Origin of the sequence: Bradyrhizobium sp. CB82, from assembly GCF_029714405.1 — a bacterium.
Lineage (GTDB): Bacteria > Pseudomonadota > Alphaproteobacteria > Rhizobiales > Xanthobacteraceae > Bradyrhizobium.
Genome location: NZ_CP121650.1, coordinates 4,450,481 through 4,468,491, shown reverse-complemented (window position 1 = coordinate 4,468,491; position 18,011 = coordinate 4,450,481). Strand labels below are relative to the sequence as shown.

Below are 18,011 nucleotides of genomic sequence, written 5' to 3'. Positions count from 1 at the left end.
ACTATCGCTGCAACTTCCTCGTGCGCTTCGTTAGCGAGGGCGCCGGCAACGATGCTCGACGGATCGCATCGGCGGCCTCCCTTGTTTCGCGGAGCTCTCGAAGTCGCGCCATGTTCTTTCGAACCTCGATGGCCTGCCTTTCGACATCCGCCAATGCCCGCGCTCCTTCTTCGGCGGCCAATCGTTGACGGTTGGAACGCGCGATGCTTTCGGGTGACGGTTCTGCCGATTTCTTGGCGCTCATCCTTCACCCCGTTCCGCAATGGGCAAAACCCGCTCAATCTGGAGATCGAGCGGGCAGCATGGCCGTTTCAGTACATCCGTGAAACGGCACCACGAAACTCAGGCCAGCGAGAGGTTCTCAGCGCTGACTTTACCCCGCATCTTGTCGGTCTTGATCTCGAAGTTGACCTTTTGTCCCTCGGCTAGACCCGAAAGGCCAGCCCGTTCGACCGCACTGATGTGAACGAACACATCGTTGCTGCCATCGCTCGGCTGGATAAATCCGAAGCCCTTTTGGCCGTTGAACCACTTTACGGTACCTGTCGTCATTTCTTTCTCCAAAGCGCCCAAGCGCATGCCGCGTGATAATCACGCGGTAATGTTCAACTTCGTCGATGTCTTTGGAAAAAGAGCCCGCGGGCGCGTTCAACAAGGCACAGCGGCTAATCGAATGGGCTCAATATACATGACTTTCGCAAATTTACAAGGAAGGGGGCCAATTTGTTTCAGCCGGGCACTTCTGGTGCCGGTCGAGCAGCTTCGAACGGGCCTGTCGACGTGTAAGAAGTGCTTTATCGATTGACATGGTCGCGCGAGAGTGGTCACGTCACTTCTACCGAACTGGATCGCCGTGACGAGTAGACCGGCTTGTTCGAGGCCGGCGAAGAAATACGCCGTCACTCTCATCCTCATCATCGCAACGAGACTCCTGCGCAATTGGCTGCATGCAGGACTGCCGCGTTTTCGCAGCCCAGCGAGGAGTTTCAATTGCAGGTACTAGTCCGCGACAACAATATCGACCAGGCGCTACGTATTCTGAAGAAGAAGATGCAACGCGAGGGCGTCTTCCGCGAAATGAAGCAGCGACGCTCGTATGAGAAGCCTTCGGAGAGAAAGACGCGCGAGAAATCCGAGGCCATTCGCCGGGCCCGCAAGCTCGCTCGGAAGCAAGCGATCAGGGAAGGATTACTGCCAGCGCCCCCGAAGAAGAAGCTTCCGGAGCGCAAGCCGCCTTTGCCGGAGGTCACCAACAAGGAACGCGCTTAGCAAATGGAGCTTCGGTGCCGGGAGAATGCTCAGCATCGAAGAACGTTGTCATCGCAGATCTATTGCCACGGTAGTTGCGTCAGGTCTCGCTGTCGACAGCCCGCGCAGAAGATTCGTTTGAGTGCTAATGGTGGGACATGGCAAGGCCTTACGTCCTGAAATCAATGCCTCGTAGCACGATCCCCCGTGGGTTTCCTTCAAGTTCCGACGCTCGATATTTGCTGGCCGCACGCGCCTCTATGCGGTCCCGTAGGCGGGTGAACTGAGCTTCGCGCTGCTCGGGCCTCGCCTGCGGGCCGCGCTCGAGGTAGTCCATCGCGGAGGTCGAGATCGCGCAAGGGATTTCCCTCGCGCCGTCGTGCATCGAGAACAGCACGATCATCCGGTCGTATTCGAGGCCGATGTAGCGGCCGCTCGTGAGCGTCATGGCTTACTCCCTTGCGCGATCGCTCTCTTAGGCAATCGCGCCCTCACGCGATCGTTCCTTCACCCTCCGCGCTCCCCGCGTCCGGCCGCCCGCCTCCCCCTGCGCCGAGCATAGCGGGCGAGAGAACGCGGACGGCCGGGATCGCCTCAGCTCTCTCCGGAGAGCCGGGCGAAATCCCCGAGCACAGCCGCCACCAGCGCGCGGTGCCGCGCGTCCTCGGCGGGCAGGCTCGCGGCGTAGAGTTTGAGCACATAGCGCGCCTTCGCCGCCGCCTCCGGCCACGAGGCGGCCGGCACCGTCAGGAGGTGGTTCTCGAGATCGGCCTCGCGCTCGCGCAGCTCCCGCAGATTGGTCTCGACCTCGGCCAGCGCTCGGCGCAAATCGGTCGCCTTCTGCGCGGCCATGCCGCGATGCTTGTCGAGATCGACGGTGTGGTCAGTCATTGGCAACGCTCGCATCTGCGGCTTGCGCGTCTGCAAGGTCGACCGAACCGATCGACAGCATCTCCGTCGTGCTGCGCGCGGCTTCCGCGGGTACGATGATCATCGTCGCGACGCGCCAGACCGAGAGGGAGAGGCCCTCGATCGTCTCCTCGTCGGTGACGACCTCATAGGCGCCGGCGGGCAGCAGGCGCTCGACGCCGCGGATGCGGAACGGATGCTTGAAGGTGACGGTTTCGCGCCGCGAGCGGATGGTCATGCACGCCTGCCTTTCGCAGGAGGGGGCCCCGACCGACGCTGCAACGACGAGCATGCGCCCATTGCACGGCAATAGCCAGAAGTTTCGCCACCGCACCACGTGCGCCGATGCCGCAAGCCCCGCGCGCACGCGGATCGTTTTAGGGCTCGCTATTGGCCTGGCGCAGGCGTAAACTGCCCGCATCACCGTACTTTCCAACGGCATCGACCGGTGACTGAGGGTCACGCGCGCTCCCGCCGACAGCCTCGAAGGGGCATTCGATGTCGCGTGTTCGCATCTCGCCGTGGATCGTGCCGCGGGTCATCGTTCCGCTGTTTCTTCTGCTTCTCATATGTGCGGCGGCCTACCTCAATGGCTAGGACCTTGCGCGTGCCGTTCCTGGTCAGCGGCACCAACGAATACGGCAGTTCCAATCTCGGTCGCGGCAGCGCCGTGGTCGCGCTGCGGCTCGCAAGGAAGCTTTTGCGCCAGGGCTACATGGACGTGAGAGTCTGCACGCCGCGCGGGCGCGTGCTGCAGGCGGACGAACTGGACGAGCTCGAACCTCAGAAGGAGACAGACGACATGGCCAAGGGACAGCAGCGCAGCAATCGCGAAGCCAAGAAACCGAAGAAGGAGAAAGCCAAGGTGATCGCCGCGGCGCCAAGCCGCAAGGAGGCCGCCTGGCAGCCGGATTTCGGGCCGGCGAAGAAGAAGTAGGAAAGGGCTTCCCATCGAGCTGAGCCAGAAGCCGGACCATCATTCCGGCGCCCGCGAGGCACCTCCCAAGTCAGGCGGGAGCGCGACGTGTCTCTCAGCCGCGGATGCCTACGCGCAAAGCCCTGATCAGTGATGAATGGACAATAGGGCTGATACCAAATGGTTGCTAGGCAGCAGCGGCTCTATCCATGATGCGGAGGTCCAGGGCCGTTAATCCCTGCTGGCCTCGTCCGTCGGCCAAATGCCCCATTCCGCTGCGAGCGTGTTGATCTCGCGCGGCGCGATCGCTGAGGCATCGCGGCCGCGAAACACAGTGGCGTCGCAGCGATTGTGCCGGATCGTAAGGACATTGGCCACTCCCCGTCGCGAGTGGAATGAGGCGTTCAGTCGATCCCGAGCAGAGCAGCCAGGCATTCGCGCACGTCCGTGAGCACGACGTCAGTCCCCGCCCGGCATGCCGGAGAGGTCGTTGTTTCCCAGGAGATGCTGCGGGGCTGGTCGGCAAGCACCACGCCGTGAACGCCGGAGCCTTCGGGCAAATTCACTTCGAAGGGATAGTCGCGGACCCGGCTGGCGATCGGGCAGATGACGCAGAGGCCGGCTGCGGCATTGAACCAGGCCGGCTGCAAAGACGTTATCTCAGCAAGAACGTAGTATCCTGGAAAACAGGTCGCGCGTTCATCTCCGACTGGCAGCGGCAATGTCCTCCTCCGACAGTACAAGTAAAGCCAGTGAGGCGGCCCGCCGAGAGCGGAGACGAAGCAATTCGCTCCTGCTGGCCTTGCTGGTTGGTTTTCTCATCTTCGGCGCCGCAGCGGGCGCACTGCTTTATGCGTTGCGCCCGGAAACTCTCCGGATTGCGGTCGGACCGCCAGAAAGCAACGATAAAAAGGTCATTGAGGCGATGGCCGATGCCTTCGCCAATGAAAGCCGGACCGTCAGGCTGAAACCGGTCATCACCGAGGGGGCGGTCGAAGCTCTCGCTACGCTTCGCGCCGGCAAGGCCGAGCTTGCGGTCGGTCGCGCCGATCTGGAGATGCCCTCTGACGCGCAGACCATCGCAGTCGTGCGCAAGAATTTCGTCGTGCTGTGGTCGCCTTCCGGACTTGCGGGCAAGGGTCCCAAGAAAAAGCGCGCGCCGAAAATCAAGGAGGTTGCCGACCTCGCAGGCCACCGTGTCGGCGTGATCGGCCGGACCGCGGCAAACGCGTCATTGCTGCACGTGATTCTGAGCGCTTCCGGCGTAGAGCCCGACAAGGTAGCCATCACGCACTTCGGCACGGAAGATGTCGAGCCAATGGCGCGCGACATGACCGTCGATGCGTTCATGGCGGTCGGCCCACTCGACAGCAAGATCACGGCGGACGCCATCGCGGCAACGGCCCGGACGCGAGGCGAGCCGAAGTTTCTCGCGATCGAGACATCGGAAGCCATCGCCTTGAAGCACCCGCGTTATGAATCCGAGGAAATTCCGCCGAGCGTCTTCAATGCGGATCCGGCCTGGCCGGATGACAAGGTTGAGACGGTCAGCGTTAGCCACCTGATCGTGGCGCGAAAAAGCTTGTCGGAAACGACGGCGGCCGCCTTTTTCCGCCAGCTCTTCGCCGTCCGCCAGGCGATCGCCAGGCAAGTCCCCGGTGCCGTCCATATCACGAAGCCGGACACCGACAAAGATACCGAGCTGCCGGTCCATCGGGGCGCGGCGGCCGTCATCGACGGCAATGAACGCACCTTCCTCGACAAATACGGCGATTACTTCTGGTTCGGGCTGCTGCTTTTGTCCGCGATCGGTTCGGCCGGCGCCTGGCTGCGTCGCTATTTGAACCGGGACGAAAGGGAGGAGAATACCAGCCATCGCAAGAGAATCCTGGCGATGATCGCGACTGCGCGGACGGCGGAATCCAACCAGGACCTGCTGGCACTGCAGCGTGAAGCCGACAAGATCATCGGTGAAACGCTCGAATGTTACGACGACGGGGCCATGGAGCAGGAAGAGCTGGCGGCATTTGCGCTGGTGCTCGAACTCTTGAGCCATGCCATTGCGGAGAGGCGCGCCGCGCTGCAACGTGGCATCCTTGAGCCGGTTCGCGCGGCGACAGCCCAGAGCCTGACGCCGCGAGGGTGATTTCTTTCGAGATGGAAGGCCGACGATCAGACTCGGCGGAGTTAGCCACGGGCCTCCACCAATTGCGTACAACCTGAAATTTTCGAACCCAGCTGGCCGCGCGACCGTTCGAAAATTGCCGACCCGCAACAAACTTTGCCCCGCATGGACAAAAGAGTTTGACGCGCCGGACTTTCTCTGCGCTTAGATCGTGCATTCGTGACGGGTGAAATGCCCGCGCTCTTGAGGGCCACAATGCGTATCGCACGCACACACATCGCAGAGACTGCCGCCTTCGTCCGGCCGCTTACCCGGCTGGCTGGCTGGTCGTGCATGTCCGCGATGACGCGGAATATTCAGCTCGATGCCGGGCTGATCCGCAAAGCAAGAATGTAACGCTCGGCGCAGGGCCGCTCCCTCCGCCGTAACGGCAGGAGGGAAAGATGAACGCCCAGGACGACGTCAAGAAGCGATCTGATCAGAGCCTGGATGCGCGGCTTGTGCCGGCACAACGGCGGCTTGCCGCGCGGGTTGATCGTCTCGTGGCCCGGTGGCTCGAGCGCTGCGCCGCGAACGTCGAGGCCGCAAGCCGGTTGTTCGAGGCCGACCACAAGGCCACGCGTGACGTCGGGATCGGCGCAAGTCTCGTTTCACCTCGGTGTTGGGATGAGCCCCATGACGCGAGGCCGGCGGCGGGGTGGAATGGATCAGAAAGAGGGCTGCCCAGATGGCGGCAGGTGTAAACATTCACCGCGTGCTACAGCCCGCCCAGCAAGAACGCCACGGTCAGCAACGGCCGTGGCGCCTTGCGAACCATGCCGCGCACGATCTCGGTCCAGGGTCGTTGATCTCGGCCGGTCTCACCCGCCGGCCAGATGCCCCATTCCGCTGCAAGTGCGTTGATCTCGCGCGGCGCGATCCGCGAGGCATCGGGGACGCGAAACACCGTGGCGTCCGCAGGTCGTCAGCTCATGGAGGCAGACCAGAAGCAACCGGCCGCCCTTCCGAACGGCGCTTATGTGAAGATGCTATGGGGTGGGCGGCGAGGGTATGGGACCTTCGATGCTCTTCAACAAATGAGCGACGGAGCGCCCCATGTTGGAAGCTTTCAAGCAGGTCCCTTACCGCCCTCGAACAAGATAGCACGGTCATCGCCGTGATTGAGATGAGCCAATCGAAATGGCTCGTTGCAGCCGTTATTCCCGGGATCGAACGCCAGCCCCTCAAGAAGATCGATCCCGACGAGGAAATGCTACTGAAGCTGTTGCATCGGTGGCAGAACGAAGCTGGTCGCGCCGGGCGCGAGATCAAGCGCATCGTCGTCGCCTATGAAGCTGGCCGCGACGGCTTCTGGCTGGCTCGCTGGCTGCGGGCACGCGGCATCGAGACCTACGTGATCCATCCAACAAGCGTCGCGGTGTCGCGAACATCGGCGCGCGACGACGGATCGCCTCGACACGGAACTGCTGAAGCGCGCCTTTCTTGGCTGGCTGCGAGGCGAAAAGCGCCATTGCAGCATGGCGGCAATCCCGACGCTCGAGGAGGAGGACGCACGCCGACCGAACCGCGAGCGAGAGAACCTGGTCACCGAGCGAACGCGGCTCATAAACCAGATGAAGGCCATCCTGGTCCGGTACGGCATCCGCACCTTCAAGCCCACCCTCCGCAAGGCCGAGGAGAAGCTGGAAGGTCTGCGCACGGTGGAGGGAACACCGTTGCCGCAGAACACGCATGCTGAGATGCGCCGCCAACTCGCGCGCCTGCGCGTCGTGCGCGAGCAGATCAGTGCGATCGAGCAGGAACGGCTACGCAAACTCGCGGCGGCTCCAGCTGAGGAGAGAGGCCCTCACGCGATGGTTCGGCTCCTCGCACGGGTTCTGGGCGTTGGGGTCGAGACGGCGGATATGCTGGTCAACGAGATGCTCTTACGCCACTTGCGCGATCGCAAAGCGGTCGCCCGGTACGCCGGCCTCACCGGCTCGCCAGACGAGAGTGGCAAGCGGAGGCGCGAGCGAGGACTTGCACGTGCCGGCAGCGCTCGCGTTCGATGCGGCATGATCCAGTTGGCCTGGCGTTTTCTCAGATTCCAAAAAGACAGCGCCCTGGCCCAATGGTTCAGGATGCGAACGGCCGATGGTCGGAGCGCCACGCGCAAGATCATAATCGTGGCGCTGGCACGCAAGCTGCTGATCACGCTATGGCGTTTGGTCACCACGGGCGAGGTGCCGAGGGGCCTCATCTTACGTCCAGCATCTTGAGCGACAGCACGGAAGGGGAGGCATAACAGGACAACAGCTTGGCAGCCCATGCCGGGATCTGCCGACGACGATCCGAGGTGGTGGTGACCCGACGCCAAACCCACGGCTTCCACGCCGCTGTGAAGAATGGGCCCGCCGCCCCGGAGCTTTTGCCGCCGATGCGCATGACTTATATGAGGCTTCGTGAGTCAAGAGTTTTTTCGCGATCAACATTTCTTCCTTCTGTCCGTTTCAAGAGGCTCACGCGAGCGCAAGTCTGCATTGATGGCACGGCGGCTCCTCTGCTTGGTCGCGCTGAGCGGTCAACCCCCGGAGCCCGGAGGGTCGCGCCGGAAGGCGCGAGGGGTTGACGGCGAAAGCGCGCGCCGAGCTACAATCGTGTCCGGCCATCACGCTGCATACGTATTTTGCGCTCCTGATCCCCTCTTGCCCGATTGAAGTTCCGACTATGTTTGTTCAATTGATCCCAAGGCGGAGCTCTTTGGCTATGCGGCGCTCGCCGCATCAACTTATATCCGGTCGGGGCGAGCCCCGTACCAAGGTCCCTCATGCAACATGCGAGGGCACAGGGCTCCAAGGAGGATGGCACCCTTCTGCAACACGGCTTCTTTCAGCCAGTCATGCGCACGGTCACACATCCACCTTGGGATCGGTAATGTTGTTTTCGTCCACTTTCCGCGATTCAAATTACACCTTCAGAATGGCGCCCTCAGGCGCCAGACCTGTCTCGAGATAGCGCCAGAGAGCAATCAGCAACTTGCGTGCGACTGCGACGATCGTAATCCGCCGGATACGGCCCTTGAGTTTGCCGACACGATCGTGGAACCAGACGCTCAAAGGGCTGGCGGGCTGATGTCGCAACCACAGCCACGCGAGCTCAATCATGACCCTGCGAGCCTTGGCGTTACCGGCCTTACTGATACCTTGATCACGGCACGTCTCGCCGCTCTGGAAATGCGCCGGCGTCAGACCGACGTAGCTCGCTAGCTGTTTGCGATTGTCAAAAGAGCGGTAGAATACTTCGCCGACAAGTGTAGTTGCAAATTCGGGCCCGATACACTTGACTTTGGCCAGATCCTGAATCCGTTTTGCGCTGCTATGCTCCGTCTCAATCTTGGCCGATGCAATGGCATCGCGCTCCGCCTCGATCGTCTTGATCATTCCGATCACAAGCTCCAATCGCTGCAGTTCGCGCAGGATTTCTGCCTTGAGCCGCGGTGACAGTGTCCGGCCATCAGCGGTGCGCAATCGTTCCAGCCGCTTCATCCGATCGTGGCCCAGGGGTTGGTAGTCATAGATGCCATGGATCGCGAGCAGTCCCTTGATCCGGTTGACGTGTTGGATACGTTCGTTAATCAGCCGGCCACGCTCACGATGGAGCCGACGGTCGTCCTCCTCGGCGACACTAGGCACGCACACCACGCTCCAAACCTTCGGTTCCCCACGCAGATACGCCATCAGTGATCGCAGCAACCGCTCGACATCGACGCGGTCTGTCTTGGCTCGGCGCGCACGACGATCAACCTGCAGACTTGCCGGATCGATGACATAGTTGCGTATGCCGTGTGCTTCGAGCAGACGGTGAAGCCAGAAGCCGTCGTAGCCCGCTTCGTAGCAAGAAACCAATTCGACGTCTTTCTTCAGTTCTTGGGCGATCCGCGTCCCGATCCGCTCGCACAGCTTTAAAAGCTCCTTCCAATCACAGGCCTTCAACGTGTAGCGACTGATCTTCTCCGACGAGGGCGTGTTGACCGCGACAATCCAACTCTTCTTGCTCAATTCGATTGCAAGAACGCAGCGTACTGCGTCATCATGGGATGCGGCGGGCGGCGGGTTGTTTACTGTGCGGGCTTCCATCAGAGTCGTCTCCTATGCACTGGTGGGAAGGTAGAAACCGAGGCGGTAACACACCTCCCGTCCGTCGCGCCTGCATAGGATCTGCATCATGGTTCGATCCGCCCCGGATCGACCGAATACAAGGCTGTGGCGCGGATGCCCGCGCCCCGATGGCGAGCTCCCCTCGGATTTTGTCTTCGTCCCGCTACGGCATGACTCACCTAGTCTGCCGCCGTGCTCGTGACCGTCAAGGGCAAATCGCTTCGCGATGGCCAACGGCCACCCTTGACGGTCACTGTGCGCGGCGCCAATCGAAAATCGAAGGTCGGGACGAGGAGATGGTCGCCAGCTGGATCGAACAAGGAGAGATGGCAAGTTGATTTGAGCTTGACAGCGGTTGCCCCATACAAGGGTTTCGGATGCCGGCCGCTTGAGGGACAGCGCCGCGTATTCGGCGGCCGGCGTCCGAAAGCCTCCAAGGGAGGAAAACCGCGCATGAGGGAACGTGAGGCCGTGCCGCAGGTGCTATGGGGAATTGGGCGCCGCGGGCGGGCCGGCTGATTTGGATGGAGCCGGCGCAACGAATCGTGTGACGGCGAAGCGGCTGACGAATGCGCGACGGATGGCGTCGAACTCCAAAAGTTGCCCGACGATGTGCGACGGCAGGCGGATGTCTGAGCGCATCCTGCCGTGGCCGGTCGAGAGGCGATAAGCGCAACGAACAGATTTGCCAGATCGTGACGCGGTCATGAGGTATCGATCCTGATGACGGTTGCTGGACTTGTCGGCCGATGCCTTGGCGTTGCGCCGTGCACGAACACCTCGATGATGATCATGCGACCGCCGCAGCATGGACAGGCGGGCTTGCTGGGATCGACGGCTGCAGCGGTAGGCTGACCGTCAGGTTTTGCAGCGGCGAGCAGCTCCCGGGCGTGGGCGATATTGTCGGCGCAAGAGCCCTTGGCGAACAGGCCGTAGTGGCGGATGCGGTGCAGGCCTTTTGGCAGTACGTGGATGAGGAAACGGCGGATGAACTCGAAGGTCCCGAGCAGAATAGTCTTGACAGCAATCGCCCCATACAAGTCCCTTGACCCGAAGCGGGCACGAGGCGTCGAACCGCGGGATATTTTTTCCCGGGACATAAGCCAGCGATTTTGGCTAAGATTGTCACTCAAGAAAGCCAGTATTATCGAGCGGCCGTGGATCAAGGCGACGATCGAAAGCGCGCGGACGAACGTCGCAGCCTGTTGGCGGTCGCGGCAACTGCCTTCATTGTCGGAGCTGTGACTGGATGCATCGGAGCGATCTTCCGGTTCTTCCTCGGGCAGGCCGATCGCATGCGCGACGCAATGATCGCTTGGGGCCATGGCCATGCCATCTGGGGATTTCTGATTGTCGTCGGTGCGTGCGCCATTGGCACCTTCCTTGCCGCCTGGATGGTGCGACAATTCGCACCACACGCTTCGGGCAGCGGCATTCCGCATGTCGAAGCCGTGTTGCGCGATCAGATTCCCCCGGCTCCATTGGGACTGGTGCCAGTGAAATTCTTCGGCGGCCTCCTGGCGATCGGCTCGGGGCTGGCGCTGGGCCGCGAGGGTCCGACGGTGCAGATGGGGGCTGGCGTTGCGGTTTTGACCGCGCGCATCTGCCGGCTCCCATGGGCCGACGCCCGTGTTTGTCTGGCCGCCGGTGCCGGCGCCGGGCTGGCGACGGCCTTCAATGCACCGATTGCCGGACTAGTGTTTGTGCTCGAGGAACTGGTCGAAAGATTCGAGCATCGCTTTGCCGTCGCCGCGCTTGCGGCGTTGGCGACGGCGATCCCAATCGCAAGGCTTTTGCTCGGCGATGCGCCGGACTTCCGGGTTGAGCCGCTGAACTATGCCAGCGCGGAGTCCGCGCCGCTGTTCTTCATTCTGGGTGCCATCGCGGGTCTGCTTGCCGTCGCTTATAACCGCGCTCTGCTCGCGGCCATCGCAATTCGCGATCGTTTCGGACGGTTGTCGACCGAGCTCTGCGCCGGATTGATCGGGGCCGGCGTCGGCATCTTGGCCTGGCTCACGCCCGATCTCGTTGGCGGCGGAGATCAGCTCACGCAGCGGGCGCTGACCGGCGACGAAGACGTGGCGATCGTTGTCTTTGCATTCCTGATCCGGTTCGGCCTCGGCGCTGTCTCCTACACTGCCCGCACCCCCGGAGGGCTGTTCGCTCCCCTGCTCGTGCTCGGAGCCCAGTCGGGGCTGCTGTTCGGAGTGGCCTGCCGCGTTGTATTTCCGGCGCTCGCCATCCAGCCACAAGCATTTGCATTGGTGGGCATGGCCGCTTTCTTCACCGGCATGGTCCGCGCGCCGGTGACCGGCATTGTTTTGGTGGCCGAGATGACCGGTAACGTGACAATGCTGTTGCCGATGGTGGGCGCCAGCTTCATGGCCATGCTGATGCCTATGCTGCTGCGCGATCCACCGATCTACGAATCCCTGTGTGAGCATACGCTGCGCCTGGAGCGGCAAATTAAGCAGCGGTGAAGTGGGTTGACTCTGATGCTGTGTAGGCCGACGAGGTGATCAAACAATGCCGCGGCGCATGAGTCCGCAAATTTGAAGGGTTTCGGATGCCGGCCGCTTGAAGGACAGCGCCGCGTGTTCGGCGGCCGGCGTCCGAAAGCCTCCAAGGGAGGAAACCGCGCATGAGAGAACGTGAGGCCGTGCCGCAGGTGGGCTGACATGGCCGGCATGGGCTTGGCGCCATGCTGCGCCATAGTCGCGAAAGATATCCGCAACCTTCAGGGCCGTGCGCGACACGCGTGCGTCAGCCGGGCGGCCGGATCTCCTTGAGCTTGAGCGCGATATGCTCCAGCGGGCTCATGACCTCGCTGATCGTCTTGGGGGCGACGCGGGTGTAGAGCGCCGTGGTATCGAGTTTGGCGTGACCGAGCAGCGCCTGGATGACGCGGACGTCGATGTTCTGCTCCAAGAGGTGGGTGGCGAAGCTGTGCCGCAAGGTGTGCAACGAGACGCGCTTGTTGATCTCCGCCATCTGGGCGGCGGCGTGACAGGCGCGATTGAGCTGGCGCGTGGTCATCGGCTGGGCCGGATCGCGGCCCGGGAACAACCAGCCCTGCGGCCGCGCTGCAGGTGGTCTGCCGATGACGATCCGAGGTGGTGGTGATCCGCTTTTCACAATGGCTTTCAAGCCGCGGTCAAGGATAGACCCACCGCCCCGGAGCTCGCCGCCGATGCGCATGACTGCATCATGGTACGATCCTCAAAGAATCGACCGAATACAAGGCTGCGGCGCGATCAGCGCCTGATAGCGGGCTCGCCTCGGATTTCGTCGCCGGTGCCAATGCCGCTGTACACGTGGCGTCACGCTTACGGGCGAGAAGACGCGCCAAACGGCGTGTGAAGATGAAGATCATGAACTTCGCTGTCAGGCCTTTCTGGCATGGCACATTATCGCTCGGCACGCGCTTTCGCCGTCAATCCCGCGCGCCTAAAGGCGCGCCCCTTGCGGGCTGCGGAGATTGACCGCTCAGCGCGGCCAAGCAAGGGGGCTTCATGCCAAGAATGGAAGGAAGCGCCCGCTGAACCCAGCCAACCGGAGGACCCGACAAGAGAGCAGCATGTGGGGAAATTTACCCTTGACAAGGAAAGCCCCATACAAGGTGAAGAACCGTAAACATCCCGCGATTGAGCGGGTGATGGAGGCGCTTGGATGGAACCGGCCAAGCGAAGCAACCCGGACGAACGGCCATTGATACTGATCAACCCCCAACTTGCATAGTTGCGGCAGGGGGAAGCGGTTCGCATGGGCAAACCCGCCAAGGGCGAACCCCAATGAAGAAGGAGGCCTGCCGTGCATTTCGCTATCTCCGCCACGTATGGTCCAACTGATCCAACCCGGGCAATGTTGCCGTTCCTTTTCGCTGCGTCGGCGGTGCAGAACGGCGACAGCGTTACGCTGATGCTATTCGCCGATGCGGTGTTCGTAGCGGTCGAGGGCGCGGGCGCGAAGCTCGTACCGGTCGGCCCGCCGAACCGGTACGAGGAGATCACAGCGCATCCCAATGTGATGCTGATGGCGTGTAAGCCGTGCGTGGAGGCGCGCGGTCTAGCAGCATCAGCGCTCGACAAGCGCGTGAAGCTTGCTGGGATGAACGAGTTCCACGCCGCAGCCAAGCAGCCGGACGCGCGGGTAGTGAATTTTTAGAAGCTCGCGGTGGCAAGCATCGGGGTGCGGGATTCGTTTGGCCCGGCCCCCAGCACCGGTTGCTCTTGGGGGCACAGCGGAAGTTGACGGACAGCCGCCTAATGTAGAGGGCGACGCTCCTGACCCCAGGCGGCATCGGCTGCCCTGCGCAACGAAGTTCGGCCGAACTCACAAGAAGCCTTCTCTCAGTGGCTCCCGATGTTACGGACGAGCGGACACCGGCCTTAAATGGCAAAGCGACGCGGATGACTCATCCGGAACGACCTCGAAGGCCGCTTCCGCGCCAAGAAAAGCCGACTCGGAGTGATCACCATCAGGTTCATCCGCCTGGAGCTTCACTGGGCCATTGCCCGGGCGTTGCTCTTGCGAAGTCTGTCGAGGTCCTCATCAACCGATAGAGCCATGGGCGTATTGTGCGGCGTCATCCGATACGCCTGCAAAGATGGTGCGGCCGCAACCAAAGTCGGCCACGCCGACTCCGCCTCGACGGCGTGGCCGGTGCGGACCAGTGACGACAGCCAGATCGCCTTGCAGACGCCCAGCGCCGGCATTCGATCCATACATTCGCGGGCGAAACGCATCGCATTCTCGTAGTCCTGCACGGAATAGCGCAGCCTTGCCCCAACGCCAGCATATTGTGGTGGGCGTAGCGGGCTCCAGGAGATCGCCTTCTCGAAGGCTTCAATCGCTGCTTGGGTTCGACCGGCATGGTGCTGTGCGAGGGCGAAGACGAGCCAATTGTCCGGATCGCCAGGGCCGAGTTCAGTCGCCCGCTCGGCCGCGCTCACTGCTGCCTCAGGGTTCTGGCTCGAGTCGATTGCGACGGACAACACTCGCCACGAGCTGGCAAGCAGCGGGTCCAACGCAATCGCGTGCTCGATGTCGGCGATCGCCTGCGGCAAGTCCTGACGACCGAGCCCAGGATCGTGATGGCCAAAGATCAACAGTGTCTTCGCCTGTCCGAGATGCGCCCATGCGGGCGCGTAGTTCGGATCGAGGCGGACCGCCTGTTCCAGTTCCTGCCGCGCCTCGCGAAGGCCCTCAGGACTCGGCGCGATAGTCAACGCGATCGCGCGCAACACGCGCGCGTGCGCATCAAGCGAGGCTGGCGCACGGCTCCGTAACGCGGCCCGGTCCGACTCGCGCACGGTTGCACCAAGTGAGGCGCTGATGCGCGAGATCAACGCCTCAGTAACCTCGGGCAGGTCTTGCGCCGTGGGCTCGAACCGGCCGCTCCAGACGATGCGACTGTCGCCGGAAGCGATCAGTTGCACGTGGAGCTGCAGCCGGTCGCCGCGCCTCTCCGCGCTGCCGTCCACAAGGTAGCGCGCGTGGGTCATCGCGGCGATCTGCGCCGGGGACAGGTTCTTACCGCGAAGCTCGGCTGTGGCAAGGGGTGAGACGATGTGCAGGTCGGGGTTGCGCGCAAGGTCGCTGGCAATCATGTAGGCTAATCCGTTGCCGTCCGGACTGCCTTCGCGAGAGGCGTTGAGCACGCGCAAGGGCAGAACTGCAACATCGGCCACCATCCCGTCGTGTGCCTCGCGGCGTCCGGGAGCGACGGTGGGCAGCACGAACTGCCAGACCAACAGGATGGCGACAGCCGTTGTCACAAGGATGGCGGCCAGGCGATAAACGCTGATCTTCTGCACATCATGAGGTTTCGTGTCGGCCGCATCAACGATCAGAAGGTAACCACGTCGTGGCATCGTTCGCACGACTTGCTGCCGGGTGTCACCGAGTGCGCGCCGGATCTCGACGACGCATTGCACAAGCGAATCGTCGGTCACCGAAACGCCCGGCCAGACTCGCGCACTTAGATCGCGCTTTGTAACCAGCTCTCCATGCCGGCGCCCCAATTCGAGCAGGACTGCCAGAGCCTGAGGCCGCAGCTCAACGGCGTGGCCGTGCAGGTCAAACAACTGCGCCTGATCCAAATCGAGCGTATATCCGTTCAGCCGCAGGCAGGCCATGAGCATGCCTCCCACCATGGATCTTAGCGGGGTGGTAAAGGCGCCTCAAGGCAGGGACACAGCCCGATTTCGTCCTTTCATCGTCCTTTTTCGTCCGGTCTCACCACGGACCAGCGCTACGTTATTGGGGGCGCTACCCCAACCCAGCGGTAACCCGAGAAGAAACTGCAACGCAGCCAAAAGGGCGCGGAGTGTCTCCGGAGCGCAACAACAGAGGTAATCTCTTGCTTTTAAGGAGATTGCAAATGAGGAAGATATTTTCGATGGCCGCCATCACGGCGGCGACGCTGATCGTCCTGCTGGTCTGGCACTTCGCGGCGCACGCGCACGATCATAGCCGTCCCGAACTTAATAGCTGGTTCGAGAGCCTCAAAAGTGGCAAGGGGCCTTGCTGCTCCGACACCGACGGCAAGGCGCTATCCGACACCGACTGGGAGGTGAGAGACGGCCACTACCGCGTGTACATCGAGAGCCAATGGTGGGTCGTGCCGACCGAGGCCGTGATCAAGGAGCCGAACCGCGCCGGTCGCACGATGGTCTGGCCCGTCTACCATCGGGTGCTCGACAACCAGCTGCGGATCGACATTCGTTGTTTCATGCCCGGGGTCATGATGTGACCGCTCAGCGTTTTCGAACGAAAGCCTGTTCTACACTTGGTAGTCCGCTGGTGTGCCCGTCTGCGAAGTGGTGGCACGCCTCATCTAGGTCCGTTCAATGGGGCATAGCGGACTGGATCTGCTCACGTTGAGTTTTTCGCATTTTGTGAAGGGTTTCGGATGCCGGCCGCTTGAGGGACAGCGCCGCGTATTCGGCGGTCGGCGTCCGAAAGCCTCCAAGGGAGGAAACCGCGCATGAGGGAACGTGAGGCCGTGCCGCAGGTGCTATGGGGATTTGAGGGCCGCGGGCGAGTTGGCTGATTTGGATGGAGCCGTTGCAACGTATTGTGCGACGGCGACGCGGCTGACGAATGTACGGCGGATGGTGTCGAGCTGAACAAGTTGTCGGACAATTTGCGAGGACTGGCGGATATCTGAGCGCGCTCTGCCAGCCGCAGCGGCCTACCGCGCGAGCGGTTTAGTCCGTTGACTCGAAGCGGACATTGGCTTGCGCATCAGGCTCAACTAAGATCAAGCGCAGCTGCAACAGCTTGGTACTTTCTCAATGACCGGACGCGGCTTTACACGGCTGCTTTGCGTCGCCTGCGCAGCGGCATTCCCTTTCACCCTGGATGCGCTCACGCATCGAGCCTTCGCCCAGGCAGCACCGGCCTCACAAGGTGCCGGCCCTCGCTTTCGTGCGGACGGGCCGAATGCCGACGAGTTCGGCCAGAAGGAGGGGTATCCGAGTTGCAAGGGAATTGAGTATGTCGACCAAGCGCGCTGCCGCGTCGGAGCACTGAGCCGCTATGACACGCTGTTTCCCGCGCACACCATCACTGCCCCCAAACAATCAGTCCCGCTGGCGCGCGCAGCGAGCGAACCCGTCATTCGCTATGGCTTCGCCGGGCTTGAGCTCACGCTCGACGATTACCTCAATCGTCAGCCGGTCACCGGTCTCCTGATCGCGAGAGACAATACGATTCTGGTCGAGCGCTACCAGTACGGTCGCGCCGATACGGATCGCCTGGCGTCCTTTTCCATGGCGAAGACCGTGGTTGCGCTGCTGATCGGCATCGCCGTGAATGAGGGCGCGATCCACTCCGTCGACGACCTGGCGGAAACCTATGTCCCCGGTCTCAAGGACACTGAATACGGCCGCACGCCGATCAAGGCGCTGCTGCTGATGGCCTCAGGCGTCGCCTTCTCGGAAGACTACGCCGACCGATCCAGCGACATCAACAAACTGGCCCGTATGACGGTTGAACAGGACTCGGCCGGCAGCCTCAATGCGGTGAAGCAGTTCAACACCCGTCGCGACGCGCCGGGTGCGCGCTTCTCGTATTCGTCGGCCGAATCGCTGGTTCTCGGCCTTGTGCTCGCGGCCGCCACCAAACGGACTGTCGCCGACTATGCCGCCGAAAAACTCTGGCAGCCGCTGGGGGCGGAAGCCGATGCGACGTGGATCATCGATGCAACCGGGCAGGAAATTACGTTTGCCTATGTCAATGCGGTGCTGCGCGACTGGGCGCGTCTCGGCCTGATGCTGGCCAATCGCGGCAATTGGCAGGGCAAGACCGTCGTGCCCGAGGACTGGCTCACGGCGTCGGCCGCGAATGCGCTTCCGACCGACTCACCGCTGGTGAAGTACGGTTATCAAATCTGGTATTCCGCAGACACCAGGCGTTTTTCGCTGCGAGGCCTTCGCGGACAATTTGTCTTTGTCGATCCGGACCTGAAGCTTGTTCTCGTGCAGACCGCGCTCAGCAGTGGTCCGCCCGAGACCGCTGAGCTGTTTGCTCTGTGGAACGCGCTGAGAGCACAAGTTCAGTAGGCCGCAGTGGCAGGCCGCATCCGCCAGCGAGCCGGGCGCGTCTGAAATATTCCCTTTCGAGGGCAAAGTGGTCAGTGAGGCAGGTGTCTGGCTTCTGGCCCAAGGCCGGC

At 62.3% G+C, this 18,011-nt stretch carries 18 protein-coding genes and 2 pseudogenes; 8 read left to right on the top strand and 12 right to left on the bottom strand.

The window, feature by feature from the left end:
• Position 1: 1 nt before the first annotated feature.
• Both QA640_RS21580 and QA640_RS21575 read right to left on the bottom strand, forming a co-directional pair.
• Positions 2–244 (bottom strand): transcriptional regulator, encoded by a 243-nt coding sequence (locus tag QA640_RS21580; RefSeq protein ID WP_283042593.1) that lies wholly within the window; start codon positions 242–244, stop codon positions 2–4.
• Positions 245–342: 98 nt separating this feature from the next.
• Entirely contained in the window at positions 343–552 is a 210-nt protein-coding gene (locus QA640_RS21575) for a cold-shock protein (protein WP_283042592.1), read from the bottom strand.
• Positions 553–990: 438 nt separating this feature from the next.
• On the opposite strand from QA640_RS21575, the gene rpsU reads away from it, so the two are divergent.
• Positions 991–1,269 (top strand): 30S ribosomal protein S21, encoded by a 279-nt coding sequence (gene rpsU / locus QA640_RS21570; protein ID WP_283042852.1) that lies wholly within the window; start codon positions 991–993, stop codon positions 1,267–1,269.
• Positions 1,270–1,417: 148 nt separating this feature from the next.
• Here rpsU and QA640_RS21565 read toward each other — a convergent pair whose 3' ends face one another.
• From QA640_RS21565 to QA640_RS21555, 3 genes are all read right to left on the bottom strand, one after another.
• Positions 1,418–1,696 carry a DUF1488 domain-containing protein gene (locus tag QA640_RS21565; protein ID WP_283042591.1) on the bottom strand — a complete coding sequence of 93 codons (279 nt, stop codon included), beginning with the start codon at positions 1,694–1,696 and terminating at the stop codon, positions 1,418–1,420.
• A 146-nt stretch (positions 1,697–1,842) separates the two neighbouring features.
• The gene (locus QA640_RS21560; protein ID WP_283042590.1) at positions 1,843–2,139 is read right to left on the bottom strand and encodes a hypothetical protein; all 297 of its coding nucleotides are present in this window, start codon (positions 2,137–2,139) and stop codon (positions 1,843–1,845) included.
• Positions 2,132–2,395, bottom strand: coding sequence for a hypothetical protein (locus QA640_RS21555; protein ID WP_283042589.1), 264 nt, complete (start codon positions 2,393–2,395; stop codon positions 2,132–2,134). The genes QA640_RS21560 and QA640_RS21555 overlap by 8 nt, the downstream gene beginning before the upstream one ends.
• Before the next feature lie 351 nt (positions 2,396–2,746).
• Between QA640_RS21555 and QA640_RS21550 the strand changes: the two genes are divergently transcribed.
• On the top strand, positions 2,747–3,094 hold the full coding sequence (locus QA640_RS21550; protein ID WP_283042588.1) for a hypothetical protein: 348 nt from the start codon (positions 2,747–2,749) through the stop codon (positions 3,092–3,094).
• 210 nt (positions 3,095–3,304) lie between these two features.
• Here the strand turns inward: QA640_RS21550 and QA640_RS21545 are convergent, their stop codons facing one another.
• Together QA640_RS21545 and QA640_RS21540 are read right to left on the bottom strand one after the other, a co-directional pair.
• Positions 3,305–3,451 (bottom strand): hypothetical protein, encoded by a 147-nt coding sequence (locus QA640_RS21545; RefSeq protein WP_283042587.1) that lies wholly within the window; start codon positions 3,449–3,451, stop codon positions 3,305–3,307.
• A gap of 26 nt (positions 3,452–3,477) precedes the next feature.
• Complete coding sequence (locus QA640_RS21540; RefSeq protein ID WP_283042586.1) at positions 3,478–3,723, bottom strand: type II toxin-antitoxin system PemK/MazF family toxin; 246 nt, start codon at positions 3,721–3,723, stop codon at positions 3,478–3,480.
• A gap of 71 nt (positions 3,724–3,794) precedes the next feature.
• Between QA640_RS21540 and QA640_RS21535 the strand changes: the two genes are divergently transcribed.
• Positions 3,795–5,219, top strand: coding sequence for a TAXI family TRAP transporter solute-binding subunit (locus tag QA640_RS21535; protein WP_283042585.1), 1,425 nt, complete (start codon positions 3,795–3,797; stop codon positions 5,217–5,219).
• A 736-nt stretch (positions 5,220–5,955) separates the two neighbouring features.
• Here QA640_RS21535 and QA640_RS21530 read toward each other — a convergent pair.
• Positions 5,956–6,144 (bottom strand): hypothetical protein, encoded by a 189-nt coding sequence (locus tag QA640_RS21530; RefSeq protein ID WP_283042584.1) that lies wholly within the window; start codon positions 6,142–6,144, stop codon positions 5,956–5,958.
• 667 nt (positions 6,145–6,811) lie between these two features.
• Here QA640_RS21530 and QA640_RS21525 point away from each other — a divergent pair.
• A complete protein-coding gene (locus tag QA640_RS21525; protein ID WP_283042583.1) occupies positions 6,812–7,456 on the top strand; it encodes a transposase in 645 nt (214 codons plus the stop codon).
• A gap of 687 nt (positions 7,457–8,143) precedes the next feature.
• On the opposite strand, the gene QA640_RS21520 is transcribed toward QA640_RS21525, so the two are convergent.
• Both QA640_RS21520 and QA640_RS21515 read right to left on the bottom strand, forming a co-directional pair.
• Positions 8,144–9,313 (bottom strand): IS110 family transposase, encoded by a 1,170-nt coding sequence (locus QA640_RS21520; protein ID WP_283041371.1) that lies wholly within the window; start codon positions 9,311–9,313, stop codon positions 8,144–8,146.
• Positions 9,314–10,248: 935 nt separating this feature from the next.
• Positions 10,249–10,353, bottom strand: a pseudogene (locus QA640_RS21515) (transposase); the annotation flags it as partial.
• A gap of 138 nt (positions 10,354–10,491) precedes the next feature.
• Between QA640_RS21515 and clcA the strand changes: the two are divergent.
• Positions 10,492–11,814, top strand: a complete 1,323-nt coding sequence (gene clcA / locus QA640_RS21510; protein WP_283042582.1) for a H(+)/Cl(-) exchange transporter ClcA — start codon at positions 10,492–10,494, stop codon at positions 11,812–11,814.
• A 283-nt stretch (positions 11,815–12,097) separates the two neighbouring features.
• Here the strand turns inward: clcA and QA640_RS21505 are convergent.
• Positions 12,098–12,418: pseudogene (locus QA640_RS21505) on the bottom strand (tyrosine-type recombinase/integrase); the annotation flags it as partial.
• 726 nt (positions 12,419–13,144) lie between these two features.
• On the opposite strand from QA640_RS21505, the gene QA640_RS21500 reads away from it, so the two are divergent.
• Positions 13,145–13,498, top strand: coding sequence for a DsrE family protein (locus tag QA640_RS21500; protein ID WP_283042581.1), 354 nt, complete (start codon positions 13,145–13,147; stop codon positions 13,496–13,498).
• Between the two features lie 335 nt (positions 13,499–13,833).
• Here the strand turns inward: QA640_RS21500 and QA640_RS21495 are convergent, their stop codons facing one another.
• Positions 13,834–15,471 carry a winged helix-turn-helix domain-containing protein gene (locus tag QA640_RS21495; protein ID WP_283042580.1) on the bottom strand — a complete coding sequence of 546 codons (1,638 nt, stop codon included), beginning with the start codon at positions 15,469–15,471 and terminating at the stop codon, positions 13,834–13,836.
• A gap of 245 nt (positions 15,472–15,716) precedes the next feature.
• Between QA640_RS21495 and QA640_RS21490 the strand changes: the two genes are divergently transcribed.
• Both QA640_RS21490 and QA640_RS21485 read left to right on the top strand, forming a co-directional pair.
• Entirely contained in the window at positions 15,717–16,088 is a 372-nt protein-coding gene (locus tag QA640_RS21490) for a hypothetical protein (RefSeq protein WP_283042579.1), read from the top strand.
• Between the two features lie 544 nt (positions 16,089–16,632).
• Positions 16,633–17,901: a serine hydrolase gene (locus QA640_RS21485; RefSeq protein ID WP_283042578.1), complete on the top strand. Its 1,269-nt coding sequence runs from the start codon at positions 16,633–16,635 to the stop codon at positions 17,899–17,901.
• The last annotated feature ends 110 nt before the right edge of the window (positions 17,902–18,011 follow it).